Genomic DNA, 20,573 nt, shown 5'->3' on the forward strand with positions numbered 1-20,573 from the left:
ATCCCCGCCGGAGCCTGTGCCGGGACTTCGTTGTCAGACCCCTGCCCCACAATGGGAGACCTGGGGAACCCGTGGACGGAATTCCGTAGGCGGACAGCACACAAGGGGCAGGTGACGGCAGATGGCCGTATGGGACGACCTCGTCGGTCAGGATCGGGTGCAGGCACAGCTCGCCGCCGCCGCACGGGACGCCGACGCCCTCGTCACCGCCGAAGCGAGCGGTGAGCGACCGCCCGAGGCGTCCAAGATGACGCACGCGTGGCTGTTCACCGGGCCCCCCGGCTCAGGGCGGGCCACCGCCGCCCGGGCGTTCGCCGCCGCGTTGCAGTGCGTCAGCCCCGACCGGGCGCTCGGCGCCGCCCCGGGCTGCGGGTTCTGCGACGGCTGCCACACCGCGCTCATCGGTACGCACGCCGATGTGCAGGTCGTGCGTACGGACCTGCTCTCCATCGGCGTCAAGGAGACCCGCGAGCTCGTCCGCCGCGCCCAGCTCTCCCCCGCCGTGGGCCGCTGGCAGGTGATCATCCTGGAGGACGCCGACCGGCTCACGGAGGGCGCGGGCAATGTTCTGCTGAAGGCCGTCGAGGAGCCCGCGTCCCGTACGGTGTGGCTGCTGTGCGCGCCGTCCCTGGAGGACGTGCTGCCCACGATCCGTTCCCGCTGCCGCCATCTGACGCTGCGTACGCCCCCGGTCGCGGCCGTCGCCGATGTGCTGATCCGCCGGGACGGCATCGAGCCCGGGACCGCCGCCGCCGCCGCGCGGGCCACCCAGGGCCATATCGGCCGGGCCCGTCGGCTCGCCACCGACGAGCGCGCCCGGGCACGGCGGGCCACCGTGCTCAAGCTGCCGCTCCGGGTCGATGACGTCGGCGGCTGTCTCAAGGCCGCCCAGGAGCTGATCGACGCCGCCGCTGAGGACGCCAAGCAGGTCGCCGAGGAGATCGACGCCAAGGAGACCGAGGATCTGAAGACGGCGCTCGGCGCGGCGCAGGGCGGCCGGATGCCGCGCGGCACCGCCGGGGCGATGAAGGAGCTGGAAGAGCGGCAGAAGCGCCGCAAGACGCGTAGCCAGCGGGACAGCCTGGATCTGGCGCTCAGCGATCTGACCGGGTTCTACCGCGATGTGCTCGCACTGCAGCTGGGGTCGTCCGTGGCCATCGCCAATGACGATGTACGGGATGCGCTGGACCGGATCGCCCGCGCCTCCACTCCCGAGCGCACTCTGCGCCGGATAGAGGCGGTCATCGCCTGCCGGGGCGCGCTGGAGTCGAATGTGGCTCCGCTGCTGGCGGTGGAGGCGATGACGATGGCGCTGCGCGCGGGCTGAGCGTACGAGCCCCAGGGCCCCCGGGTCTCAGGGCCCCAGGGTCTACGGCCGCAGCGGTCCCAGGGCTCCGCGGTCGGGGCTCCGCGGCCAGGGCCTGGCCGCCGGGGCGCCGGTCCCTGCCCGCCCCGGCCCGTACGCGGTGTCACTCGCCCCGGCCCGTACACGGTGTCAACGGCGCGGTTCACCCATCCGGGCGCGGGCGGGCGTGTCCCGGGCCTGCGGTCCCCTACGCTCCGGGGGATGGACCCAAGGCGCATGTTCCGCAGTTCCGTTCCCGCGGTGGCCGCAGCGGCTCTGCTGGTCTCCGGCTGTACGGGGGGAGGCGCGGCGTCCAGCGCCTCCGCGTCCACATCGGGCGGCTCCGATTCGGGCAGGGCCGCCGAGCCGGCCGGGCCCGCCGCGGCGCTGCGGCCGTTCTACGGACAGAAGCTCGCCTGGCGGGGGTGCGAGAGCGCCGGCTTCCAGTGCGCCTCGCTGACGGTCCCGCTCGACTACGGCGAGCCCGGCGGCCGGACCATCAGGCTGGCGGTCGCCCGTAAGGAGGCCACCACCCCCGCGAAGCGGCTCGGTTCGCTGCTGGTCAACCCGGGCGGTCCGGGGGGCTCGGCGGTGGGCTATCTCCAGATGTACGCGGGGGTGGGCTACCCCGCCCCCGTCCGCGCCCGTTACGACATGGTCGCCGTCGACCCGCGCGGGGTCGCGGGCAGCGAGCCGGTGGAGTGTCTCTCGGGGAAGGAGATGGACGAGTACACCCAGATCGACCAGACCCCCGACGGGGCGGCGGAGACGACCCGCCTCGCCGGCTCCTTCAAGGGCTTCGCGCAGGGATGCGAGAAGCGTTCCGGGAAGGTCCTGCCGTATGTCTCCACGGTGGACGCGGCCCGGGACATGGATGTGCTGCGCGCCGTGCTCGGCGACGAGAAGCTGACGTATGTGGGCGCTTCGTACGGGACCTTCCTCGGCGCGACCTACGCGGAGCTGTTCCCCCGGCGCACCGGCCGTCTGGTCCTCGACGGGGCGTTGGACCCCTCGCTCCCCGCCCGGCAGGTCAACCTCGATCAGACGGCGGGCTTCGAGACCGCTTTCCGGTCGTTCGCCGCCGACTGCGTCAAGGAGCGGGACTGCCCGCTGGGCACCGGGTCCACGGCGGCGGCCGCGGACCGGCTCAAGGAGTTCTTTGCCGGACTGGACTCCCGGCCGGTCGACGCCGGCGAGGGCCGGGAGCTGGGCGAGGCGCTGGCGACCACCGGCGTGCTGACCGCGATGTACGACGAAGGGGCGTGGCCCCAGCTGCGGGAGGCCCTGACCGCCGCCATGAACGGTGAGGGCACGCCGCTGCTCGCGCTGGCGGACACCTACTACGAACGCGAGGGCGACGGCTCGTACTCGAATCTGATGTACGCGAACGCGGCCGTGAACTGCCTCGATCTGCCCGCCGCCTTCAGCGGGCCGAAGGAGGTGGAGGCGGCGGTCCCGGAGTTCGAGAGGGCCTCCCCGGTGTTCGGCCGGGGGTTCGCGTGGGCGGCGATGAACTGCGCGTACTGGCCGGCCGCCGCGACCGGGAAGCCGCATCGCATCGTGGCGCGGGGCGCGGCTCCGATCCTGGTCGTGGGCACCACCCGGGATCCCGCGACCCCGTACAAGTGGGCGCGGGCGCTGGCCGGCCAGCTCTCGTCGGGGACGCTGCTGACCTATGACGGCGACGGCCACACCGCGTATGGGCGCGGCAGCGACTGCATCGACGCCGCGATCAACGCCTATCTGCTGGAAGGCGAGATTCCACCGAAGGGCGAGCGCTGCCGCTGAACCGGCCCCGCCGGTGTCAGTGCCCGGCGATCGCCTTGAAACCGCGCGGTACGAGCCACACCACCAGAAGAGTGACGACGGCGACGATCCCGACCGAGACGTACGCGGTGGTCGTCAGCGCGCTGTCGAAGGCGGCCCGGCCGGCCGCCAGGGCCGCGCGGCCCGCGTCGCCGCCCTCGGCCTGCGCCAGTTCGTACGCGCCTCCGATCGACTCGCGCGCCATCCAGGGCTGTCCGGCCATATGGTCCGCGTACACCGCGGCGTGGATCGAGCCGAGCAGGGCGACTCCGAGACCGACGCCGAGTTCGTAGCTGGTCTCGGAGACGGCGCCGGCCTGCCCGGCGCGTTCGGCGGGCACGGAGGAGACCAGGACGGACGAGGCGGTGGTGATCGCCAGTCCGTCGCCGATGCCGAGCGTGATGAAGACGACGGCGATATAGCCGTACGTGGTGGGCTCGGGCGACGGCGCGAGCACCAGGAACCCGGCGACCACCCCGCCGAGCCCGACCGCCATCACGGTTCTGACCCCGACCCGCTCCATCGCCCAGGGAGCGAGCAGTGAGCCGACGAGCATGGCGAGCGCGGCGGGCAGGGTGCGCAGTCCGGCCTGTGAGGGCGAGTACCCGTGGACGTACTGGAGCCAGAGCGAGATCAGGAACAGCGCCGCGCCGATGGCGAGCATCGCCATGAGGATGGCGAGCGCGGCGGCGGTGAAGGCGCGGTTCCGGAACAGCCGCACATCGAGGAGCGGGTCGGACAGGGTGAGCTGGCGGCGTGCGAACAGCGCGAGAACGAGGATCCCGGCCGCGAGCACCAGAAAGTCCGCGGGTGCCGGGCTGCCTTTGGCGACATGCTTGATGCCCCAGGCCAGCGCCACGATCCCGACGACGGAGAGCACGGCGCCGAGGTAGTCGAGCGGCCCGTGCCCGGGGTCTTTGACCTCGGGCAGCAGCAGGACTGCGGCGATGAAGGTGACGACGACGACGGGCACGTTGACCCAGAAGGCCGCGGACCATCCGTACGCCTCGACGAGCACCCCGCCGACCAGCGGTCCGATGGCGGCTCCGGCCCCGGCGACGGCGGCCCAGATCCCGATGGCGAGGGCGCGCTCCCGGGCGTCGGCGAAGATGTTCCGGATGAGCGAGAGCGTGGACGGCATGATCATGGCGCCCCCGATCCCGAGCAGCACCCGCCCGCCGATCAGCTGCCAGGTGGTCCCGGCGGTCGCGGCGACGACCGACGCCAACCCGAAGATCACGATCCCGCTGACGAAGAGCAGCTTGCGCCCGTAGCGGTCGCCGACCGCGCCGGTGGTGACGAGAAGGCCGCCGAGGACGAGACCGTAGATGTCGATGATCCACAGTTGATCGAGGGCGCTCGGCTGGAGATCGTCGATGAGGGAGGGGAGCGCGACATTGAGAATGGTGGCGTCCAGGGCCACCAGCAGCAGGCTGGCGCAGAGCACGGCCAGCATGCCCCAGCGCCCGCGCCCGGGCCACTCTTCCACGGCCGGACCCAGGGGGTCGGGGGCTGGAGCCACGGTCCGGTCCCTTCGGGAAGGTGGCTTGAGGTCGTTTTCTCCGCTTGCGGGTAAGTATTGAGTGATCCGCCCGGCACGGCGAGTCGAGGGCGACACGGAAGCCCGAGGGTGGTGCTGAGCACCTAAAACAACCCTGTAGACTTGGCGCCGCTGCTGATGCGAACGTGTTCTCGCCAGAACCGGAGTCTCCGCAGCTTGCCGCCTTAGCTCAGTTGGCCAGAGCAACGCACTCGTAATGCGTAGGTCTCGGGTTCGAATCCCGAAGGCGGCTCTGAAGAACCTCAGGACTCACTCGCCGTGACCTGGGGTTTTTCGTTTTTTGGGTGCGGGGGGTCGCACTGTCGGGGTGCCGCGAGATGGTCTGCGTGAGCGGTGGGGGCTTCGGTCCTACTTCTCGGGCTTCTTCCGTCGGGCCTTCTTCTTGCCCTCGGCCTGGGCCTTCTTGGCGTGCCTGGCATTCCCAGGTCGTCTACTTCCCTTCCGGGGACGTACGCGGCTACAAGATCGCACTCAAGGGCGACATCAACGCCCAAGGGGACCCCATCTGGTTCTCCGACTCCGAACTCGCCCCGGACCTGTCCTTTCCCAAGATCCGGGAACGTTTGGACACCATCGACTCGGACACCGACAAGCAGCTGAGCCGACGCAGGTCCGACCCGTGACACCAGACCACCGCCGCGATCGAACGCATCCCCTACCACCTCGACCAAGCCGACGACGAAGCCTCCCAGGCCCAGCTCCACGCCTTTGGCGAAGTCCTTGATGCCCTCCCCCTCCTTGCGCTCCGGCCGCTGTCACACCACTGGCCGCTCTCGCCCAAGGCCGGCCACCCCAACGGGTCGTGGACCGGTACACCCGTCGCGTACGTCGTGCCGTTCCCCGCCAAGCGGAGCAGGTCATCGCAGACCCCGTCTTCGACGCTCTCGTCACCGTCCTTTCCGAAGCCGAGACCGCTGGCCATGACCCGGATCGGCTGCTGCGGCAGGCCACCGTTCAGCGTGCCCTGGATGACGCCCGCCACCCTGCCCAAGTGCTGATGTGGCGCATCCAGCGCCTCAGTGCAGGTCAGACATTCAGTAGCCGAGATCGTGTAGCGCAGATTCGTAGTAACGCCCTACCAATTACCAGCGTTGGGACTCATACAGCAGAGTTCACGCCTCCCCAGTCCTCGGCGCTCGGCCGCCGACGCTGATCACCGCAGTACGAGGCTGTCCCGGATCACCTTGTCGCTGGCGCGCAGAGCCGCCGACAGCTCAGCGTGCAGATGATCCGGGATGGCCCCGGTGCCCAGCGCGCAGGCCCGGACCAAGGCACGGCAGTCCTGAGCTTCTCGGTCCGTGGCCAGGGTGAGGAAGAGTGGGTGGGCCAGGACCTCGCGGGCTGCGTAGCCGTCCTCGGCCTCCGTCGTCCTGCGGTGGAGGTCTTCCACGATGCGCTGAGCGCCGACCGCTTCGACGGCATCGACCGCGTCGAGAACAGTGAGGCCGAGCCGGATGTCGAAGACGGTCATCCCAGGTTCTGCCGGCCGTTGAAGGTAGACCGCGATCAGCTCTGCCAGATGGGCGTCGAACGGCTGCTGGGCATCGCGGCGGCACAGGACGGTCAGGCACGCTGTGACGGCTTGTTCCCACGGGTCGCCGGGCGTCGTGTCGTGGAGGAGAGCTGCTGCCGATGCCGTGTCGCCGGAAACGAGAGCCGCCAGTACGGCGACCTGGCGGCCGTCGAACATTCGCTTGCCGACGCCTCGGTGGGACTTGATGTGCGTCAGGGCCTCGGCCCAGCGGCCGGCGGTGGTCAGGGTGCGGGTGCCGTCGGCGAGGAGTACCCGCCAGAGCCAAGCACGGACCTCTTGGCGGTCGGCTTCGGTCGCCGTGAGGTCCGCCGGTATCTCGACGCCGTCGAAGCGGGCATGTGCGCCTGCTTCGACGGTTCCGTACAGGTCGAGCAGTCGTTGCCGTCCCTCGTCGGCGCGGCCGGTGCGGATCTGGAGGCGGGCGAGGTTGACGACGGGTTCGAGTCCGCGGATCGCGCTCATCCCGGGCAGCGGACAGGCGTGGAGGTACGCGGCGGCGTGCTGGTGGCACAGCTCGCGCGCCAGGTCGGGAAGGCCCAGGTCGGAGGCGATGAGCGCGGCCTGGTTGTACACGGCCGACGCCAGGCCCTGGTCGGCCTTCCGTACCGCGGTGTCGGCCAGATCGACGAGCGCGCGGATGCGTTGGGGCAGGGGTAAGCAGGTGGGGCGGAATCGGGCGACGAGCGGGAAGCGCTGGGCGGTGGGTCCGTGCGGGTCCATGAGTCCCCCGGGGCGTGGGCGGGGACGGTGCCCGCCCACAGAGGCCGACGGGCACCGTCCTCTATCTGCGGGGCATCACTGCCAGTCGACGACGATCCGGTTCAGCGGCGTGTCGAGGGCGAAGAGACCGGGGCGCTGTTCGACGGGCGGAGCGTCGAGGGGCTGGATCTCAAAGGTGGCCTCCCGACTGCGGTACTCCCGGTCCCAGGTGCGGACGGCGTCGGCGACGTTCGCGGCCAGTTCGTCGCTGCCGGGGCCGTGGCCGATGACACCGAACTCCCAGAGCTTGCCGCCCTCCGGGGTCCTCTTCTCCAGCAGCCGCCGGGCCAGGTAGGTGACGGCGCCCTTCTCCACGGCGGCGGTGGACGAGGGGTAGGGGTCCTCGGCGAGCAGGCCGCCCTTGGCGCTCTGCGGGAAGAGCATCCGGATCAGCCCGGAGGGCAGGAAGCAGGTGAGGAACAGCTCCATCCATTCCGGTGACTCCATGGCGCGGACCGTCATCCCGGTCCACTCCTCGGTGCGCGGCTGCTCCAGAACACGGGCGACGGCGTCGGCGTCGATGTTCTGGCCGGCGGGGGCCTGGAGCCGGACGGTGCCGTCGGCGCTGAGCGGGATGACACGGCGGTCGTCGTCGGCGATACCCCGCCGGAGCGGCATGAAGGTGTTCATCTCACTGCCGAGGGACACCCACCGGCCGTCGCGCTGTTCGTACGCGATGGAGCGGGCGACGCTGCCCTTGAGGCGCTGGGGGACGAGGAGCCGTCCGCCGGGGGCGAGCTGGTCCAGCCAGGCGTGCGGCACACCGTGCGCGCCGACGGCGGCGATGATCCGGTCGTAGGGTGCGCCTTCCGCGTATCCGAGGGCTCCGTCCCTGGTCACGGCCTCGACATTGTTGATCCCGGCGGCGGCCAGGTGGGCGCGGGCGCCCTCCACGAGGTCGTCGTCGATGTCGAGAGTGGTGACGTGACCAGTCTCGCCAACCAGGTGCGCGAGAAGTGCGGCGTTGTAGCCGCTTCCGGCGCCGAGTTCGAGGACGCGGTCGCCGGGCCGGACGTCGAGCTGGTCCAGCATGAGGGCGACGACCCCCGGCTGGGAGGCGCAGGAGATGGAGGTGCCGTCGGTGTCGTACTTGATGTGCACCGGCGCGTTGGCGTAGGCGTCTTCGAGCGACGCGTCGGGCACGAACACATGGCGGGGGACGGCCCGCAGGGCGGTCTCGACGGCGGAGGTGCGGGCGTGTCCGTTCGCCCGAATCTGGTCGACCAGGGCGTTCCGAAGGCACTCGGCATCCGCCGAGTCGGTGGTGATCGTGTCGGTGTTCACCGCGCCGACGCTATCGACGTCCGCCGCTGCCCCGCTGGGCGACGCGGTGTTGTCACTGGTTCCCATGACTACCTCTCGTGCGATGTTGAACAGAGCGCTCTGGTCGTCCCGAAGGAGACCGGCGCGGTTGGCGTAGAAGATCACGTGGTGGGCGAGCACGGCCCGCAGCCCACGGGTGAGACCACCGTGGTCCGCGAGATCAGCGAGCGTCGCCCCCGTCCGCTCGAAGGCGGTGACCCATTCGTCGTGCCTGTGGAACGGGCCGCCCTGGTGGCAGAGACTGCGGGCGTCGGCCGTCATCAACTTCCGTACGGCGGGAGCAAGCTCGGCGGCGCGCTCGGCCGGCAGCCGATCGGTGGCCGGTCGAAGGGCGGCGACCTTCGACCAGACGTCCCCCTGCTCGAACCAGTCGAGTCCGGCACCGCGCATCATGACGCTCACCAGCAGTACTGCGGTCTCCCGGCGCCCTAGGTGCTCTGGGCCCGGCTGGTACGTCAGCAGGTGGCGGCAGTCGCTGTGGAACAGTTCGTGGGCAGCGTCCATGGCCGCCTGGCCGCCGAATGCGTCAGTCTCGGGCTCGTATATGCCGGGCAGCCACGACACGACCGAGCCCTCACCGACGAGGTCGTCCAGCAGCGACTCCACGCGTGGGGCCGGTTCGTCGGCGCGGTACCGCAGGGGCCAGGGCTGTTTGTTCATGAACCACCAGCCGGAGAGCTGCTCGGCGGCTTCGGCGGCGATCAGGGCGGGAGTGAGGCGTTCGACGATGACGGGCCGGGCGCGTGAACGGTCGACGAAGGTGATGTTGTGCTGCTGCCAGCGGTCGGAGGGCATCGAGGGTCCTTCGGGCGGTGGATCAGGCGATGAGCAGGCAGGAGTCCCAAGCGGATCGGGGCGAGGTGGTGGTGCTGGGCGCGATGAGCGCCAGGGCGACACCGGCAGCACCGTCGAGCAGGCCAGGATCTCCGCTCCCGAGCGCTGCGTCCGGTGGGAGGATCTCGTTCAGGAGCGCCGGGATCGCGGCGCGTATCCGGTCCACGGTCGTGGCATGGGCGTCCTCCGCGACGCGGGCCGCCAGGTGGGCAAGCCCTGCGACGCCGTGGCAGAGGCCGTTGTCCGTGATGGCCTTGAGTTGGTCGGCGTCAGTGAGAGCAGCCACGAGGGCGTTCTCCGCCCGGACGCGGCGGCGGGTGTCGCCGAGGGCGAGCCCGGCGAGCTGCTGAGCACGGGCGAGACCGGCGGTCCCGTAGCACCAGGATGGCCGCCGGGGCGTGGACGGGGTGAGGCGGCCGGTACGCAGTTCGTCCCGGGTGATCCAGTACGGCCATGCCGGGCCGGGCCCGGTCTCCCAGCGGTCCAGCCACGCCAGGATGGTGCGCATCGCCGCGTGGTGCCCGCTGACGACGGTGCCATGCCGGGCGGCCAAGGCCAGGAGGGCGAGTACGCCGCCGATGCCGTGCGCCATGCCGTGGTTGGCGTGGCCGCCGGGGAAGCGGTCGTCCGGATTGCCCGAGGGGCCGGTCTCCGTCCACCAGCCTGGCAGGGGCTCGTCCTGCTCGGTCGGCGGTTCAGTGAGGCGTACGCAGTAGGCGAGCACGGCACGAGTCGTGTCGCCGTCGGGGCTGCGGCGCAGAAGATAGGCCGCGTATCCGGTGAGTCCTCGGATGACGTCGAACTCGGCGAGCTGCGGTAGCCGTCCGGCGTCGATGCGGCGATGAGCGGCCTCCAGACGGCGCCGGACGTCGATCACGATCTGTCGGTCCAACGAGTCCAGGGCACTCTGGTAGGCCCCGGGGAAGCGGTCCGCCGCACAGGCCAGGGCATGGGCGAGGGCGGGAGCGCCGTAGAAGGGGTGGCTGTCAGGACCGCTGGTGAGAGGTTGGCGGGAGGCGGCGGTGAGCCAGTCGTGAGCGCGTTGCCGCGGCCCGAGGCCGTGCGCGGCCCGTTCGATGTGCAGGAGTGCGATGCCGGGAGGGCCATAGGCCAGGTGCTGCCCGTACGCGGGCACGGCCCAGGACCGGGGCACATCGGGATCGGCGAGCTGGGACGAGATGGCGTCGGCCAGGTCAAGGGCCGGGTGGGTGGTCATGATGGCCTCCCCTTTGTACGGGCGATCCAGGCGAGAGCGGCAGCGCGCGCCAGGTAGAGGCACACCTCTTCCTCGGGGAAGTTCACCGCGACATGCCGTACGAAGTGGACGTGCAAGAGGGACGTCAGAACGTCGTCGACGGCGATTCCCTGAGTGTCCGGGCCCGGCAGATGGGGCCGGTAGGCGGCAAGGGCCGCGTCCCGTTCCGCCCACCCGGACACGATGACGTCCCCGCCCGGTACTCCGCGCAGCGCCGCCCAGTCGCCACGGGGGTCGGCCAGCCGTACGGCCTCCGCGAATTGCGGGCGCGGGACGGGCACGGGAGCCGTCGGCGGAATGTGGTCGACCAGCCACCGCATCCCAGCTTCCGTGCTGCCGAGGAAGGCGGAGGCGATGGCGACAGTGTGCGCCGCCACCAGGGCACGTTGGCCGGGACGCTGCCGCTGCGCGAGCTGCGTCATCACGGCGCGCGAGTCGGCCCGGAAGACCTCTTCGGCAGCCTCCCACGCCGCTCCGGAACCCCAGCGGCCCATCTCGCGGTACGAGGTCGGATAGCGCAGATCGGCAAGCAGGCCGGCCCGGCGCAGTTCGTCGGCCCACTCGCTCACCGCACGGGCGGTCTCGCCGAAGGCGTCCGGATGGGGGAGGGCGATACGGAGGCGGAGATGCTGGGCCGGGTGGCGGAAGCGGATGAGCCACCACGGCGGGTTGCCGAGCCGCTCCAGCAGGCCGGGCAGGTGCTGGGCGAGCACGGTGTCCTGGCGGCGGGCATCTCCGTACAGGGTGGCCAGGAGTACGGGGGAGGTGGCTGGCGGCTGCATCTGTGCTGGTGAGAGTGCACGAGCCGGGGTGGGGGCGGGCAGGGGCGGCCACACCGCCGGCCGTACCGCCTTGAGCGGCAAGACGACCTCGTGGGCACGCCCACCGCACCAGCCGTACCCCTCCGGGGCTTCGACGAGCATGGCGGTGTGCGCACGGTCGAGGTGCTGGCGGAGCAGCGTTCGGTGACCGGCCTCTTCGAGGTCGAGGAAGAGGTGCCGGTCGCCCTCTCCGAGATAGACGTGACGCGGCAGCCGTCGACGGGCACGCCAGTCGGCCAGGGCTGCGTCCCACTCGGCGCCGCTGGGCAACTCCGACGACTCCAGCCGCCAGCGCGCCGGGGCCAGCACCGTTCGTCCGTAGCGGAGGCGCGGAAGGAACGGCATCGCTGCGGCGGCGCCCCAGTCGAAGACGGTGACCTGTGCACACTGGGCACGGGACAGCTCGGTGAGATACCGCGCCAGCGGCGGGGTGTGCGTGCGCAGGTTCAGCGCGTTCATCCCCACCGCTTCGACACGATGGCCCCGCCCGGGAGCGGCCAGGTACATCCGGCGTCCGTCGCACGCGACCGCGAGGTCGTCGAGGGTGAGAACGCCCGGTTCCGGGGCGCGATGCTCCTGGAGGCTGATCACGGTGGGCAGGACCTGAGGTGTACGAGTGACGTGAGCGCTCTCGGGGAGGAGCGGCGGGAAGGAGAGCTGCGCGGGCACGGTGTCGCCGTCCGCGGTCGGGGGATCAGCCAGCTCCGTGCTCAGCGCCTCGCGGTCGCCAGGCTCCAGCACGCTGAGGAAGCGACCTGTGGAGACGCCAGCACCGCGTGACACGCTCACGATCTCCAGTCGGAACCGCCCGCGCCGCAAATCGTCCAAGCTGGCTGAGTGCACCCGTACGCCCACCTCCAGGTGCGGCGGTACTCGTGGTTCGTCGGGCCCCACATCGAGAGCGGCGATCAGCTCGTCGGTGAGGACGACCTCCTTCTGGCCTTCGAGCGCGGCTGTCTGCGCTAGGCGTACGAGTACGTCGTCCCGAGCGGAGACCCGAGGCCGACGCGCACCGGCCGGCGTGCCCGGGTAGCCCTCGGGATAGCCGACGCCGCTGTCTGCCACGACCTCCTTGAGCGGCACCATCGTGCCGATGCCGTACCGCTCGTAGAACCGCTGGTGATACTCACCCCACGCAACGGTTCCATACGGGCGCGCGCTCAACCGGGTCAGGACGAGCGCGGCACGCTCGACTTCCCGGGCCACCGCCTCCGGCAGTACGAGCTGGGCGTTCAGCCGTAGGTCGAACGCGATGGGGTGGCGCTTCCCGTCCGGCACGAGCTCCCGCATCCGCGCGGCGGCTCTGTCCCGACCGTCATGCGTGGAGCACTCCCTCAAGGCTGACCGGATCGCGCGCAGCTCGGCCACCGTCTTCGAGATCCGTGCAATGCTCTCGGCTTCGACGGCGTCGAGCTGGTCGAGGAGGTACCCGAGAGCGTCGGTCTCCGTGCTCGGGGCGTGCAGGCTGGTGATCAACACCCGCCGTCGGATCAGCTCCGCCAACAGCCGACGGGTCTTCTCCGGCCCGGCCTCGGGGAACTCCGCCCGGAGCTTGCTCAGGAGCAGCCCAACCCCGATCGGCTCCTCGGCTGCGGTGAGGGCCGCACGCACGGGTGAGGTGAGGGTCAGTGACGCCTCGACAGCACTGGTCCCGTCGCCTCGGTCATCGGACTGAAACGGCACGATGAGCCGGTCCCCACGGACCGACGCGGTGCTGTTGGCAACGACGGGCAGCCGTTCGAGCAGCTCCGGGCACGACTCCAGCCGCTGTACGACGCTGGACAGCCACTCCGCCCCGGCCCGGCCGACGAGCACATGCTCCTCGCCCCAGTCCGCACTCACCTGCGATCCGAACTTCGCGGTGGCCACACCGGCGAACAGCCCAAAAGGAGTCGCCCGGTGCTGGGCCCGCAACAGGTATCGGACCACGGAAAGCACCGCACGCCGGAGGGCCCGTGGATCGGACCGTTGACCCGTGCACAGGCCCTGTACTTGCGCGGCCAGGGCAGGGCTGGAGTGCTTCAAGGTCTCGGCGAAGTCCTCGTCCGCCATGACCGCGCACAGCCACGCCGCTTGATTTGCTGCGGCATCGGGCAGCCCGTCGTCCAGGTCGGGCCAGGGAGGGACCGCCAGCGGCGACTGGGCGACGGTGCGCACGAGGGCAGTTGTTCCGGCGCGGAATGCCGCGGTCGTCGTAACCACCGACTACCTCCGTAGGGTGCGGAAACGGGCGGCTGGTGCCGCCGCACGAAGGCGGCGGCACCAGCCGAACTGGCCACAGACAGGTCAGGCGACGTTGGTGGTGCAGGCCCCGCAGGTGGTACCGCAGTTGTCGTCGGTCAGGTTGACCAGCCCGGCCGGGTCGGCGATCTCGGCGAGGGAGACGTCCAGGTCGAAGCCGTCCGATGCGTCCGGTGCCTGGGGGCGGACCGGAGTGAAACTGGGTACCACGGTGTTGCGCGTCATGGTGACTACCTCCTTGTTTCATGGGTTCACTGATTGATGTGGCCGACGGGTCGTTCATCCGTCGCTGGTGAGCTGAAGCTCGGCCCAGACCTCCTTGCCCCATGGGCACCTGTCCGAGCCGTACAGGTCATAGCCCCAGCAGTCCGACACCGCGTCGATGAGGAGCAGGCCGCGGCCTGACTCATCACCGTGATCCGCGTGGCCGGCGGCGGGCAGACGCTCCGGTTCCCAGTCCACGACGCCGACACGGACTCGCGACGCGCTCGGTCGTCCCACGGTCAGACGGATGTCGTGGCACGAGGTGTGCTTCGACGCGTTCGCGATCAGCTCCGTGACGATCAGCACGGCACCGTCGGCGAGTTCATCCAGGCACCACGCACCAAGTACACGCTGGACGAGCTTGCGGCAGGTCTCAGCGGTGGACGGCTGGCACGGGATGGTCTGGCTGTAGGCGGGACGCCCGACGCGGGCGGCATGGACAGGTGTGTTGAGACTCGTCATGGGAATGGAGCCTTCGGGTTGTCTCGGCGCCCGGTCCGCCCCTTGCGAGATGTGAGCGTGTGGACCGGGCCGTCAACAGCCGCCCGGGATGGTGGGCGGCCGACACCCAGATAACCCCGGCTTCCGTTCGGTTGGTTAGGACCATCAGGCATGCGCTCAACGGGTCGACCTAGGGCGATTTGCCCCAGCATTTACCTGACGATTGGGCGACGCGAGCGCTACCGTGCCGGGATGAATGCCACGCGCAACACCGTTCTTGAGGCGTGGATGGCAGAGCACGGCTACAGCTCCAACAGCCTTGCCGACGCTGTGAACAGGTCTTTAGAGCAGTTGACCGGAAGGCCCGGAGGGCTCGACGGCTCATCGGTCCGGGGCTGGAAGGCCGGCCGTGTGAAGTGGCCGAAGTCGGCCACCCGCAAGGCGCTTGAGGACATCGCCGGTCTGCCCGCCACCGCTTTAGGGTTCGTTCCACGGGGCAGGACTCCGTCGGCCCTGGTTCCACCGCAGCAGGAGGACCCTGACATGAAGCGCCGTACGCTCGTCGGCGGGATCGCGACGGCCGCCGTCGACGCGGCGTCACCCGGCACCGCGTCGCCACGCCGGATCGGCATGAGCGACGTCGACCGTCTGCAGAAGCGCTTCACCGAGATCATCGCCAGCGACCACCGGCACGGCGGCCAGCTCGGTATCGAACAGCGAGCCGCCGCCCTCGCTGACGAGGCACTGAACCTCCAGAACGCGGGCAGTGCGACCCAGCGCGTACGCAGCAGCCTCTACGCCTCCGCAGCAGCGTTCCGTTCCTCCGCGATGTGGGCCGCGATCGACGGCCGGCGCTATGACGTCGCGAAGACCCACATGCGAGAGGCCCAAGCCCTCGCCGAGATGTCCGGGGACCAGGCGATCAAGTTCCGCATCTGGAGCCACACCGGAACCATGTACCGGCACCTCGGCCGCCCCGCCGACGCGCTCGCCGCGAACGACGTGGCCCGCAACCTCTTCCTCACCCGGCGCGACCCCCTGTTCGCGTCCCTCGGCCTGGCCCGGCAGGGAGCCATCCAGGGCACAGCCCAGGACCGCAGCGGCATGCGTCGAACATTCGACCAGGCGCAGGAGGCCATGCTGCGCTCCGACCCCACCGAATACCGCCCCGTGTGGATGCTCGCCTTCTACGACCAGGCCGAGCTGGACTCGCTGGCCCTGTCCGCGAACCTGGCCCTGGGCGACTACCCGACCGCCGAGTACCACGCCCACCGCTGCTTGTCCGCGCTCCGCCCCCACATGATCAGATCCCGCGCCATCGCGACGACCCGCCTCGCCCACGCCCAGCTCGCGCAGGGGGCCGCGGACGCCGCCACGGCCACCGCGATGAAGGTCCCCACCGACGTCGCCACCCACCACGCCCGGGTAGCACGCATGCTCCAGGAGTTCGGCGCCGCCCTGCGCGCCACCGCCCCCGGCAGCACCACCGCGCAGACCTGGACCGAGCACGCCGCCACCTGGAGGACTACCGCATGACCACGGCCCCCACCATCGAACTGCGCACCTTCACCACCCTCGACCCCGTCCGCGGCGACCTCCTCGACGTCTACGCCGACGTACGCGCCCCGCTCCTCCACCTCCCGAATTACGCGGTCACCACCTTCGGCGAACGGCTGGACCGCCACGGCACCGAACCGGGCTTCGTCGCGGTCCTCGCGTACGCCGACGATGAGCCGGTCGGCTACGCCTACGGCAACACTATCGAGCGCGGCGACCGCTACTGGCAACGCACCACCCCAGAGCCGGCCGAGAAGTACACCGAGCGCCCGGTCCTAGCCCTGAAGGAGATCGGCGTCCGACCGGCCTGGCGCAAGACCGGCACCGCCCGGCGCATCCACGACACCCTCCTCGCCGCCCGCGAGGAGCCGTACGTCACGCTCATGGTCAACCCGGCCGCTGGCGACGGGAAGGTCCGCGCGCTCTACAGGTCGTGGGGGTACGAAGACATCGGCCAGAGCCAACCATCAACGGCTTCACCAGTCCTCACGGTGATGATTCACGCCATTCCCGCTGGCTCGGTGACGGGTTCGGCACCTCACTGACGCACCACTCTTCGTTGCCTGTCGGCCGGCATGCCGGTGGAGCGGCGCGTACGACACAGCCTCGAAGTCGCCAGGGCGCTGAGCTTCTGGAACCGCACCGACGAAGCCCTGGCTGTCTTGCTGGACGCCGAACAGGCCGCGCCCGAGCAGGTGCGCCACCACTACCTGAGCCGGGAACTGGTCATCGGCTGGATACGTGGCACCAAGGGCCGGCCTTCCCATCCTGTGGCAGATCTGGCCCGCAGACTGGGCGTCGTCGTGGGCAGCTAAAGTCCGAACTGTGAGCGAGAACGAGCACGAAGCGAAGATGGCCCGCCCCCGCATGGCTGCCGGCGCTCTCTTCTTCGACGAATCTGATCGAGTCCTCCTCGTCGAACCGTCCTACAAGGACTACCGCGACATCCCAGGGGGTTACGTCGAAGAAGGGGAGTCACCCAGGCAAGCCTGCGTGCGTGAGGTCCAGGAGGAACTCGGCATCGCACTGCGCATCGGTCGCCTGCTCGTCGTGGACTGGGCGCCGAATCCCGGAGAGGGAGACAAGATCCTCTATCTCTGCGACGGTGGTCGCCTGAGCGCCGACGACCGCCGACAGATCGCCCTGCAAGCAGACGAGCTCCGCGGCTACGACTTCCACGATGCCGACCAGGTGCCGGGCCTCACCATCCCCCGCCTCGCGCGCCGCATCTCCGCCGGCATCAACGCCCGGGCGAACGGCCTGACTGCTTACTTGGAGCACGGGGATTCGTTGGAAATTGGAGCTTGATCCCATCTGTGTTCGGCAGCCATGCACAGCGCTTCGAAGCCGTCTGGGTCTCCGAATGACCCTAGGCATGCCTGCGAGCAACCGGCTCATCGTGGAGGACAGCGGGTGCCATCCTCCTCCAACGGGCATAGACACCGGTCGGCAGGCCTTGCTGGGGGAGCCCAGGAGCTGCGTCTTGATCGAATCCATCCGGGCCGCGCCAGGGAGCGCGACTACCGGTCACCGGATCGCTCGAGTACATGGAGACCGTGACAGCCCGGATGCGGACAGTAGCGGATGGTGTGGCCGACTCCGCCCCGCCATTACGCTTGGCAGGTCTTTGCCGCCTTCGTATGGAGTGGAGTCCCGCTGTGGCTCAGCCGCAAGCGCCCGAGCAGCTGCGACTGCTACAAGATACAACTGGCGCGCTTACCCTCAGTGAGCTGGAGTCGCATCTGCTCGGCGCTGCCCATCTCCTGCGGGGGCTGGTCGACCAGGCAGATTTCAAGAGCTACATCTTCCCGCTGCTCTTCTATAAGCGCCTGTGCGACGTCTACGGTGAGGAGTTTGACGACGCTCTGGCGCATTCCGAAGGCGACCGAGATTTTGCGGCGAAGGCTGATCAACATCGCTTCCTCATCCCAGAGGGGCATCTCTGGGCGAACGTCGTGGCAGAGTCCGACGACAAGCTCGGCCGGGTGCTCACTGATGCACTCCGGGCGATCGAACAGGCAAACCCGGACACTCTCGAGGGGATCTTCGGTGACACTCCGTGGACCAATCGTGACCGGGTGCCGCCCCACGTGCTCCGGGCGCTCCTCGATCACTTCTCCTCGCGTTTCTTGGGTGATGCGCATGCCGACGCGGATCTGCTTGGGCAGGCCTACGAATACCTGATCAAGAAATTTGCCGATCTGTCCAACAAGAAGGCTGGCGAGTTCTACACACCGCGCGCCGTGGTCAACCTATTGGTGGACATCCTTGCCCCGCAGGCGGGAGAGACGGTGTACGACCCGGCCTGCGGCACGGGCGGGATGCTGATCGAGGTAGCCCACCACTTCGACAGGCGTGGGGTGGCTCGCCAGCGGCTGTGGGGCAACGTCTTCGGCCAAGAGAAGAACCTCACAACCTCGGGCATCGCCCGTATGAACCTCATCTTGCACGGAATCGAGGACTTCCGGGTGGCGCGGGGTGACACCCTGCGTGCCCCTCAGTTCTCTTCGCCGGATGGAGGGCTGCGTACCTTTGACTGCGTGATCGCGAACCCGCCGTTCTCGCTGGCCGCGTGGGGCGAGAAGGAGTGGGCCAAGGACCCGTACGGACGTGGTAAGACCGGTGTGCCACCGCGCGGCACGGCCGACTGGGCCTGGGTGCAGCACATGATCGCATCGATGAGGTGCGGCACCGGTCGGGCGGTTGTTGTACTACCGCAGGGCATTCTCTTCCGGGGCGGGACCGAGGCCCGCATCCGGAAGAAGGTCATCGAGTCAGACGCGATCGAGACGATCATCGGTCTGGGCGAGAACCTTTTCTACGGTGCGGGGCTCGCCGCCTGTGTTCTCGTATTGCGTTCGGAGAAACCAAAACACCGACAGGGGACGATCTTCTTCGTCGACGCTTCCGACCAGCTGCGCAAGGGGCGCAACCAGAACGTGCTCGAGGCTGAGCACACGTCCCGCATCCACGGCTGGTACCGCGCCGGCGCGGACATCGAAGGGCGTAGTCGCCTGGTGGACCGCTCGGAGATCGAGGGGAACGACGGCAACCTCAACATCGCGCTCTACGTCGGGAAGGACCGCGCCGCAGAACTACCTCCGCTGAGAGAGGCCATCGCCGCCCTGGAGAGTGCCCTGACGGACGCGGCAGCGGCCGAGGACGAACTGCGTGGCCAGCTCAAGGAATGGAGGCTCCTCGGATGAGCAGCACGAAGACCGCTGTGGCCGAGTCGCTGCCCGGTACGGATGTGGAGCCGGAGCAGTTGGACCAGCGGGAGCTGGAGAACTACCTGTGGGGGGCGGCTGTCCGACTGCGGGGGCTGATCGACGCGGGCGACTACAAGCAGTTCATTTTTCCGTTGCTCTTCTTTAAGCGGATCTGTGACGTGCATGACGAGGAGCGTGAGCAGGCCCTTGCTATGTACGACGGGGATGCGGAGCTGGCGGCCAAGGAGGAGAACTATCAGTTCCAAATCCCCGAAGGTCACCACTGGACGGAGGTTCGGGAGGCCCGTTCGGGGCTCGGCGGGGCGCTTGCTAAGGCCATGAAGGCGATCGAGAAGGCAAATCTCGAACAGCTTGGCGGAGTGTTCGGGGACGCGCAGTGGACGAACACGGAACGGCTCTCGGATGCCACACTCCGGGACTTGCTGGAACACTTCTCCACCCAGGTGCTCTCTCTCGCACGGGTCCCGGAAGACGAACTCGGCAGGGGCTATGAGTACCTGGTTAAGAAGTTCGCGGACGACTCCGGACACACTGCCCAGGAGTTCTACACCAACCGGACGTTGGTCAGGCTCATGACCAGGATGCTCGAACCAGAGCCGGGCGAGACGGTCTATGACCCCACGTGTGGAACGGGTGGCATGCTTGTCACCGCGGCGGCCGAGTTGAAGCGGCAGGGGAAGGACCACCGGCGACTCGCTTTGTACGGGCAAGAGTTCAACGTGATGACCTCCTCGATCGCCCGCATGAATCTCTACCTGCATGGCATCGAGAATTTCCGGGTCGAGCGTGGTGACACGCTGGCTGAGCCGTTGTTCTTCGAGGGCGACCGGCTGCGGCGCTTCGACGTGGTGCTCGCCAACCCGCCCTACTCGATCAAGGGGTGGAAGCGTGCTTTGTTCGCTAAGGACCCCTACCAGCGCAACATGTGGGGAGTCCCGCCGCAAGGGCGGGCGGACTACGCGTTCTTTCAGCACATCGCCGCGTCGCTGGACCCCGAGACTGGGCGCTGCGCCATCCTCTTCCCACATGGTGTGCTCTTTCGGGAAGACGAGCGGGCCATGCGGGAAAGACTGATCGAGTCTGATCTCCTGGAGTGCGTGTTGGGACTCGGGCCTGGTCTCTTCTACAACTCGCCAATGGAAGCTTGCGTGGTGGTGATGCGCACCCGGAAGCGTCCGGGGCGGGAGGGGAAGGCGCTCTTCATCGACGCGGCGCATTTGATCGAGCGAGTGCGGGGGCAGTCGTTCCTCAGCGAGGAGCACATCGCAGAGATTCTGCGGGCGTACCGAGGATGCCAGGACGTCGACGGCTTTTCGCGCGACATGGAAAGGGACGCGCTGCTGAACGGCGGGGCAGACCTGGCGATCAACCGCATCGTCGGTACTCGGCCATCAAACGGCGTGGTTGACGGGGAGGTTCCGCTTCGGCAGGCGCTCGCGCAGTGGGACGTACACACCACCGCTATGACCCGCCAGGTGGCAGGGCTGGTCGCGCGACTGCGAGGAGGTGAATGAGCGTGCAACAGGAAGCTTGGCGCACTGTGCTGTTTGGGTCATTGGTCCGTCAGGTGAAGGACTCGACAGATCCTGCGGCAGACGGGCT

General features: G+C 69.3%; 15 protein-coding genes, 1 tRNA gene and 1 pseudogene. 10 read left to right on the forward strand and 7 right to left on the reverse strand.

Going from position 1 to position 20,573, the window contains the following annotated elements; translation table 11 throughout:
- The first annotated feature begins 121 nt into the window (after positions 1–121).
- Positions 122–1,327 (forward strand): DNA polymerase III subunit delta', encoded by a 1,206-nt coding sequence (locus tag FF041_RS25805; protein ID WP_153525000.1) that lies wholly within the window; start codon positions 122–124, stop codon positions 1,325–1,327.
- A gap of 240 nt (positions 1,328–1,567) precedes the next feature.
- Positions 1,568–3,133 (forward strand): alpha/beta hydrolase, encoded by a 1,566-nt coding sequence (locus FF041_RS25810; protein WP_153525001.1) that lies wholly within the window; start codon positions 1,568–1,570, stop codon positions 3,131–3,133.
- 16 nt (positions 3,134–3,149) lie between these two features.
- Here FF041_RS25810 and FF041_RS25815 read toward each other — a convergent pair whose 3' ends face one another.
- Positions 3,150–4,673, reverse strand: coding sequence for an MFS transporter (locus FF041_RS25815; protein WP_153525002.1), 1,524 nt, complete (start codon positions 4,671–4,673; stop codon positions 3,150–3,152).
- 197 nt (positions 4,674–4,870) lie between these two features.
- Here FF041_RS25815 and FF041_RS25820 point away from each other — a divergent pair.
- Positions 4,871–4,944, forward strand: a tRNA-Thr gene (locus FF041_RS25820).
- 190 nt (positions 4,945–5,134) lie between these two features.
- Positions 5,135–5,865: pseudogene (locus FF041_RS40780) on the forward strand (mobilization protein); the annotation flags it as partial.
- Here FF041_RS40780 and FF041_RS25825 read toward each other — a convergent pair.
- The 6 genes from FF041_RS25825 to FF041_RS25850 form a co-directional block, all read right to left on the reverse strand.
- Positions 5,866–6,966, reverse strand: a complete 1,101-nt coding sequence (locus tag FF041_RS25825) for a hypothetical protein (RefSeq protein ID WP_153525003.1) — start codon at positions 6,964–6,966, stop codon at positions 5,866–5,868.
- A 75-nt stretch (positions 6,967–7,041) separates the two neighbouring features.
- On the reverse strand, positions 7,042–9,123 hold the full coding sequence (gene fxlM, locus FF041_RS25830) for a methyltransferase, FxLD system (RefSeq protein ID WP_153525004.1): 2,082 nt from the start codon (positions 9,121–9,123) through the stop codon (positions 7,042–7,044).
- Between the two features lie 22 nt (positions 9,124–9,145).
- Positions 9,146–10,378, reverse strand: a complete 1,233-nt coding sequence (locus FF041_RS25835) for a lanthionine synthetase C family protein (RefSeq protein WP_153525005.1) — start codon at positions 10,376–10,378, stop codon at positions 9,146–9,148.
- Positions 10,375–13,290, reverse strand: a complete 2,916-nt coding sequence (locus FF041_RS25840; protein ID WP_153525074.1) for a lantibiotic dehydratase — start codon at positions 13,288–13,290, stop codon at positions 10,375–10,377. Before FF041_RS25840 ends, FF041_RS25835 begins: the two co-directional genes overlap by 4 nt.
- Before the next feature lie 234 nt (positions 13,291–13,524).
- Positions 13,525–13,704 (reverse strand): FxLD family lanthipeptide, encoded by a 180-nt coding sequence (locus tag FF041_RS25845; protein WP_153525006.1) that lies wholly within the window; start codon positions 13,702–13,704, stop codon positions 13,525–13,527.
- A 54-nt stretch (positions 13,705–13,758) separates the two neighbouring features.
- Positions 13,759–14,205: an ATP-binding protein gene (locus FF041_RS25850; protein ID WP_153525007.1), complete on the reverse strand. Its 447-nt coding sequence runs from the start codon at positions 14,203–14,205 to the stop codon at positions 13,759–13,761.
- A 231-nt stretch (positions 14,206–14,436) separates the two neighbouring features.
- Here FF041_RS25850 and FF041_RS25855 point away from each other — a divergent pair, with 231 nt between their 5' ends.
- From FF041_RS25855 to FF041_RS25880, 6 genes are all read left to right on the forward strand, one after another.
- Positions 14,437–15,720 carry an XRE family transcriptional regulator gene (locus FF041_RS25855; RefSeq protein WP_228388621.1) on the forward strand — a complete coding sequence of 428 codons (1,284 nt, stop codon included), beginning with the start codon at positions 14,437–14,439 and terminating at the stop codon, positions 15,718–15,720.
- Positions 15,717–16,286, forward strand: a complete 570-nt coding sequence (locus FF041_RS25860; protein WP_153525008.1) for a GNAT family N-acetyltransferase — start codon at positions 15,717–15,719, stop codon at positions 16,284–16,286. The genes FF041_RS25855 and FF041_RS25860 overlap by 4 nt, the downstream gene beginning before the upstream one ends.
- 30 nt (positions 16,287–16,316) lie before the next feature.
- Complete coding sequence (locus FF041_RS25865) at positions 16,317–16,556, forward strand: hypothetical protein (protein WP_228388622.1); 240 nt, start codon at positions 16,317–16,319, stop codon at positions 16,554–16,556.
- Between the two features lie 10 nt (positions 16,557–16,566).
- Positions 16,567–17,049 (forward strand): NUDIX hydrolase, encoded by a 483-nt coding sequence (locus tag FF041_RS25870; protein ID WP_323392715.1) that lies wholly within the window; start codon positions 16,567–16,569, stop codon positions 17,047–17,049.
- A gap of 350 nt (positions 17,050–17,399) precedes the next feature.
- A complete protein-coding gene (locus tag FF041_RS25875; protein WP_323392717.1) occupies positions 17,400–18,947 on the forward strand; it encodes a type I restriction-modification system subunit M in 1,548 nt (515 codons plus the stop codon).
- Positions 18,944–20,485, forward strand: coding sequence for a type I restriction-modification system subunit M (locus tag FF041_RS25880; protein WP_153525010.1), 1,542 nt, complete (start codon positions 18,944–18,946; stop codon positions 20,483–20,485). Before FF041_RS25875 ends, FF041_RS25880 begins: the two co-directional genes overlap by 4 nt.
- Positions 20,486–20,573 lie beyond the last annotated feature (88 nt).

It is taken from the genome of Streptomyces jumonjinensis, from assembly GCF_009600885.1.
Classification (GTDB): Bacteria; Actinomycetota; Actinomycetes; order Streptomycetales; family Streptomycetaceae; genus Streptomyces; species Streptomyces jumonjinensis.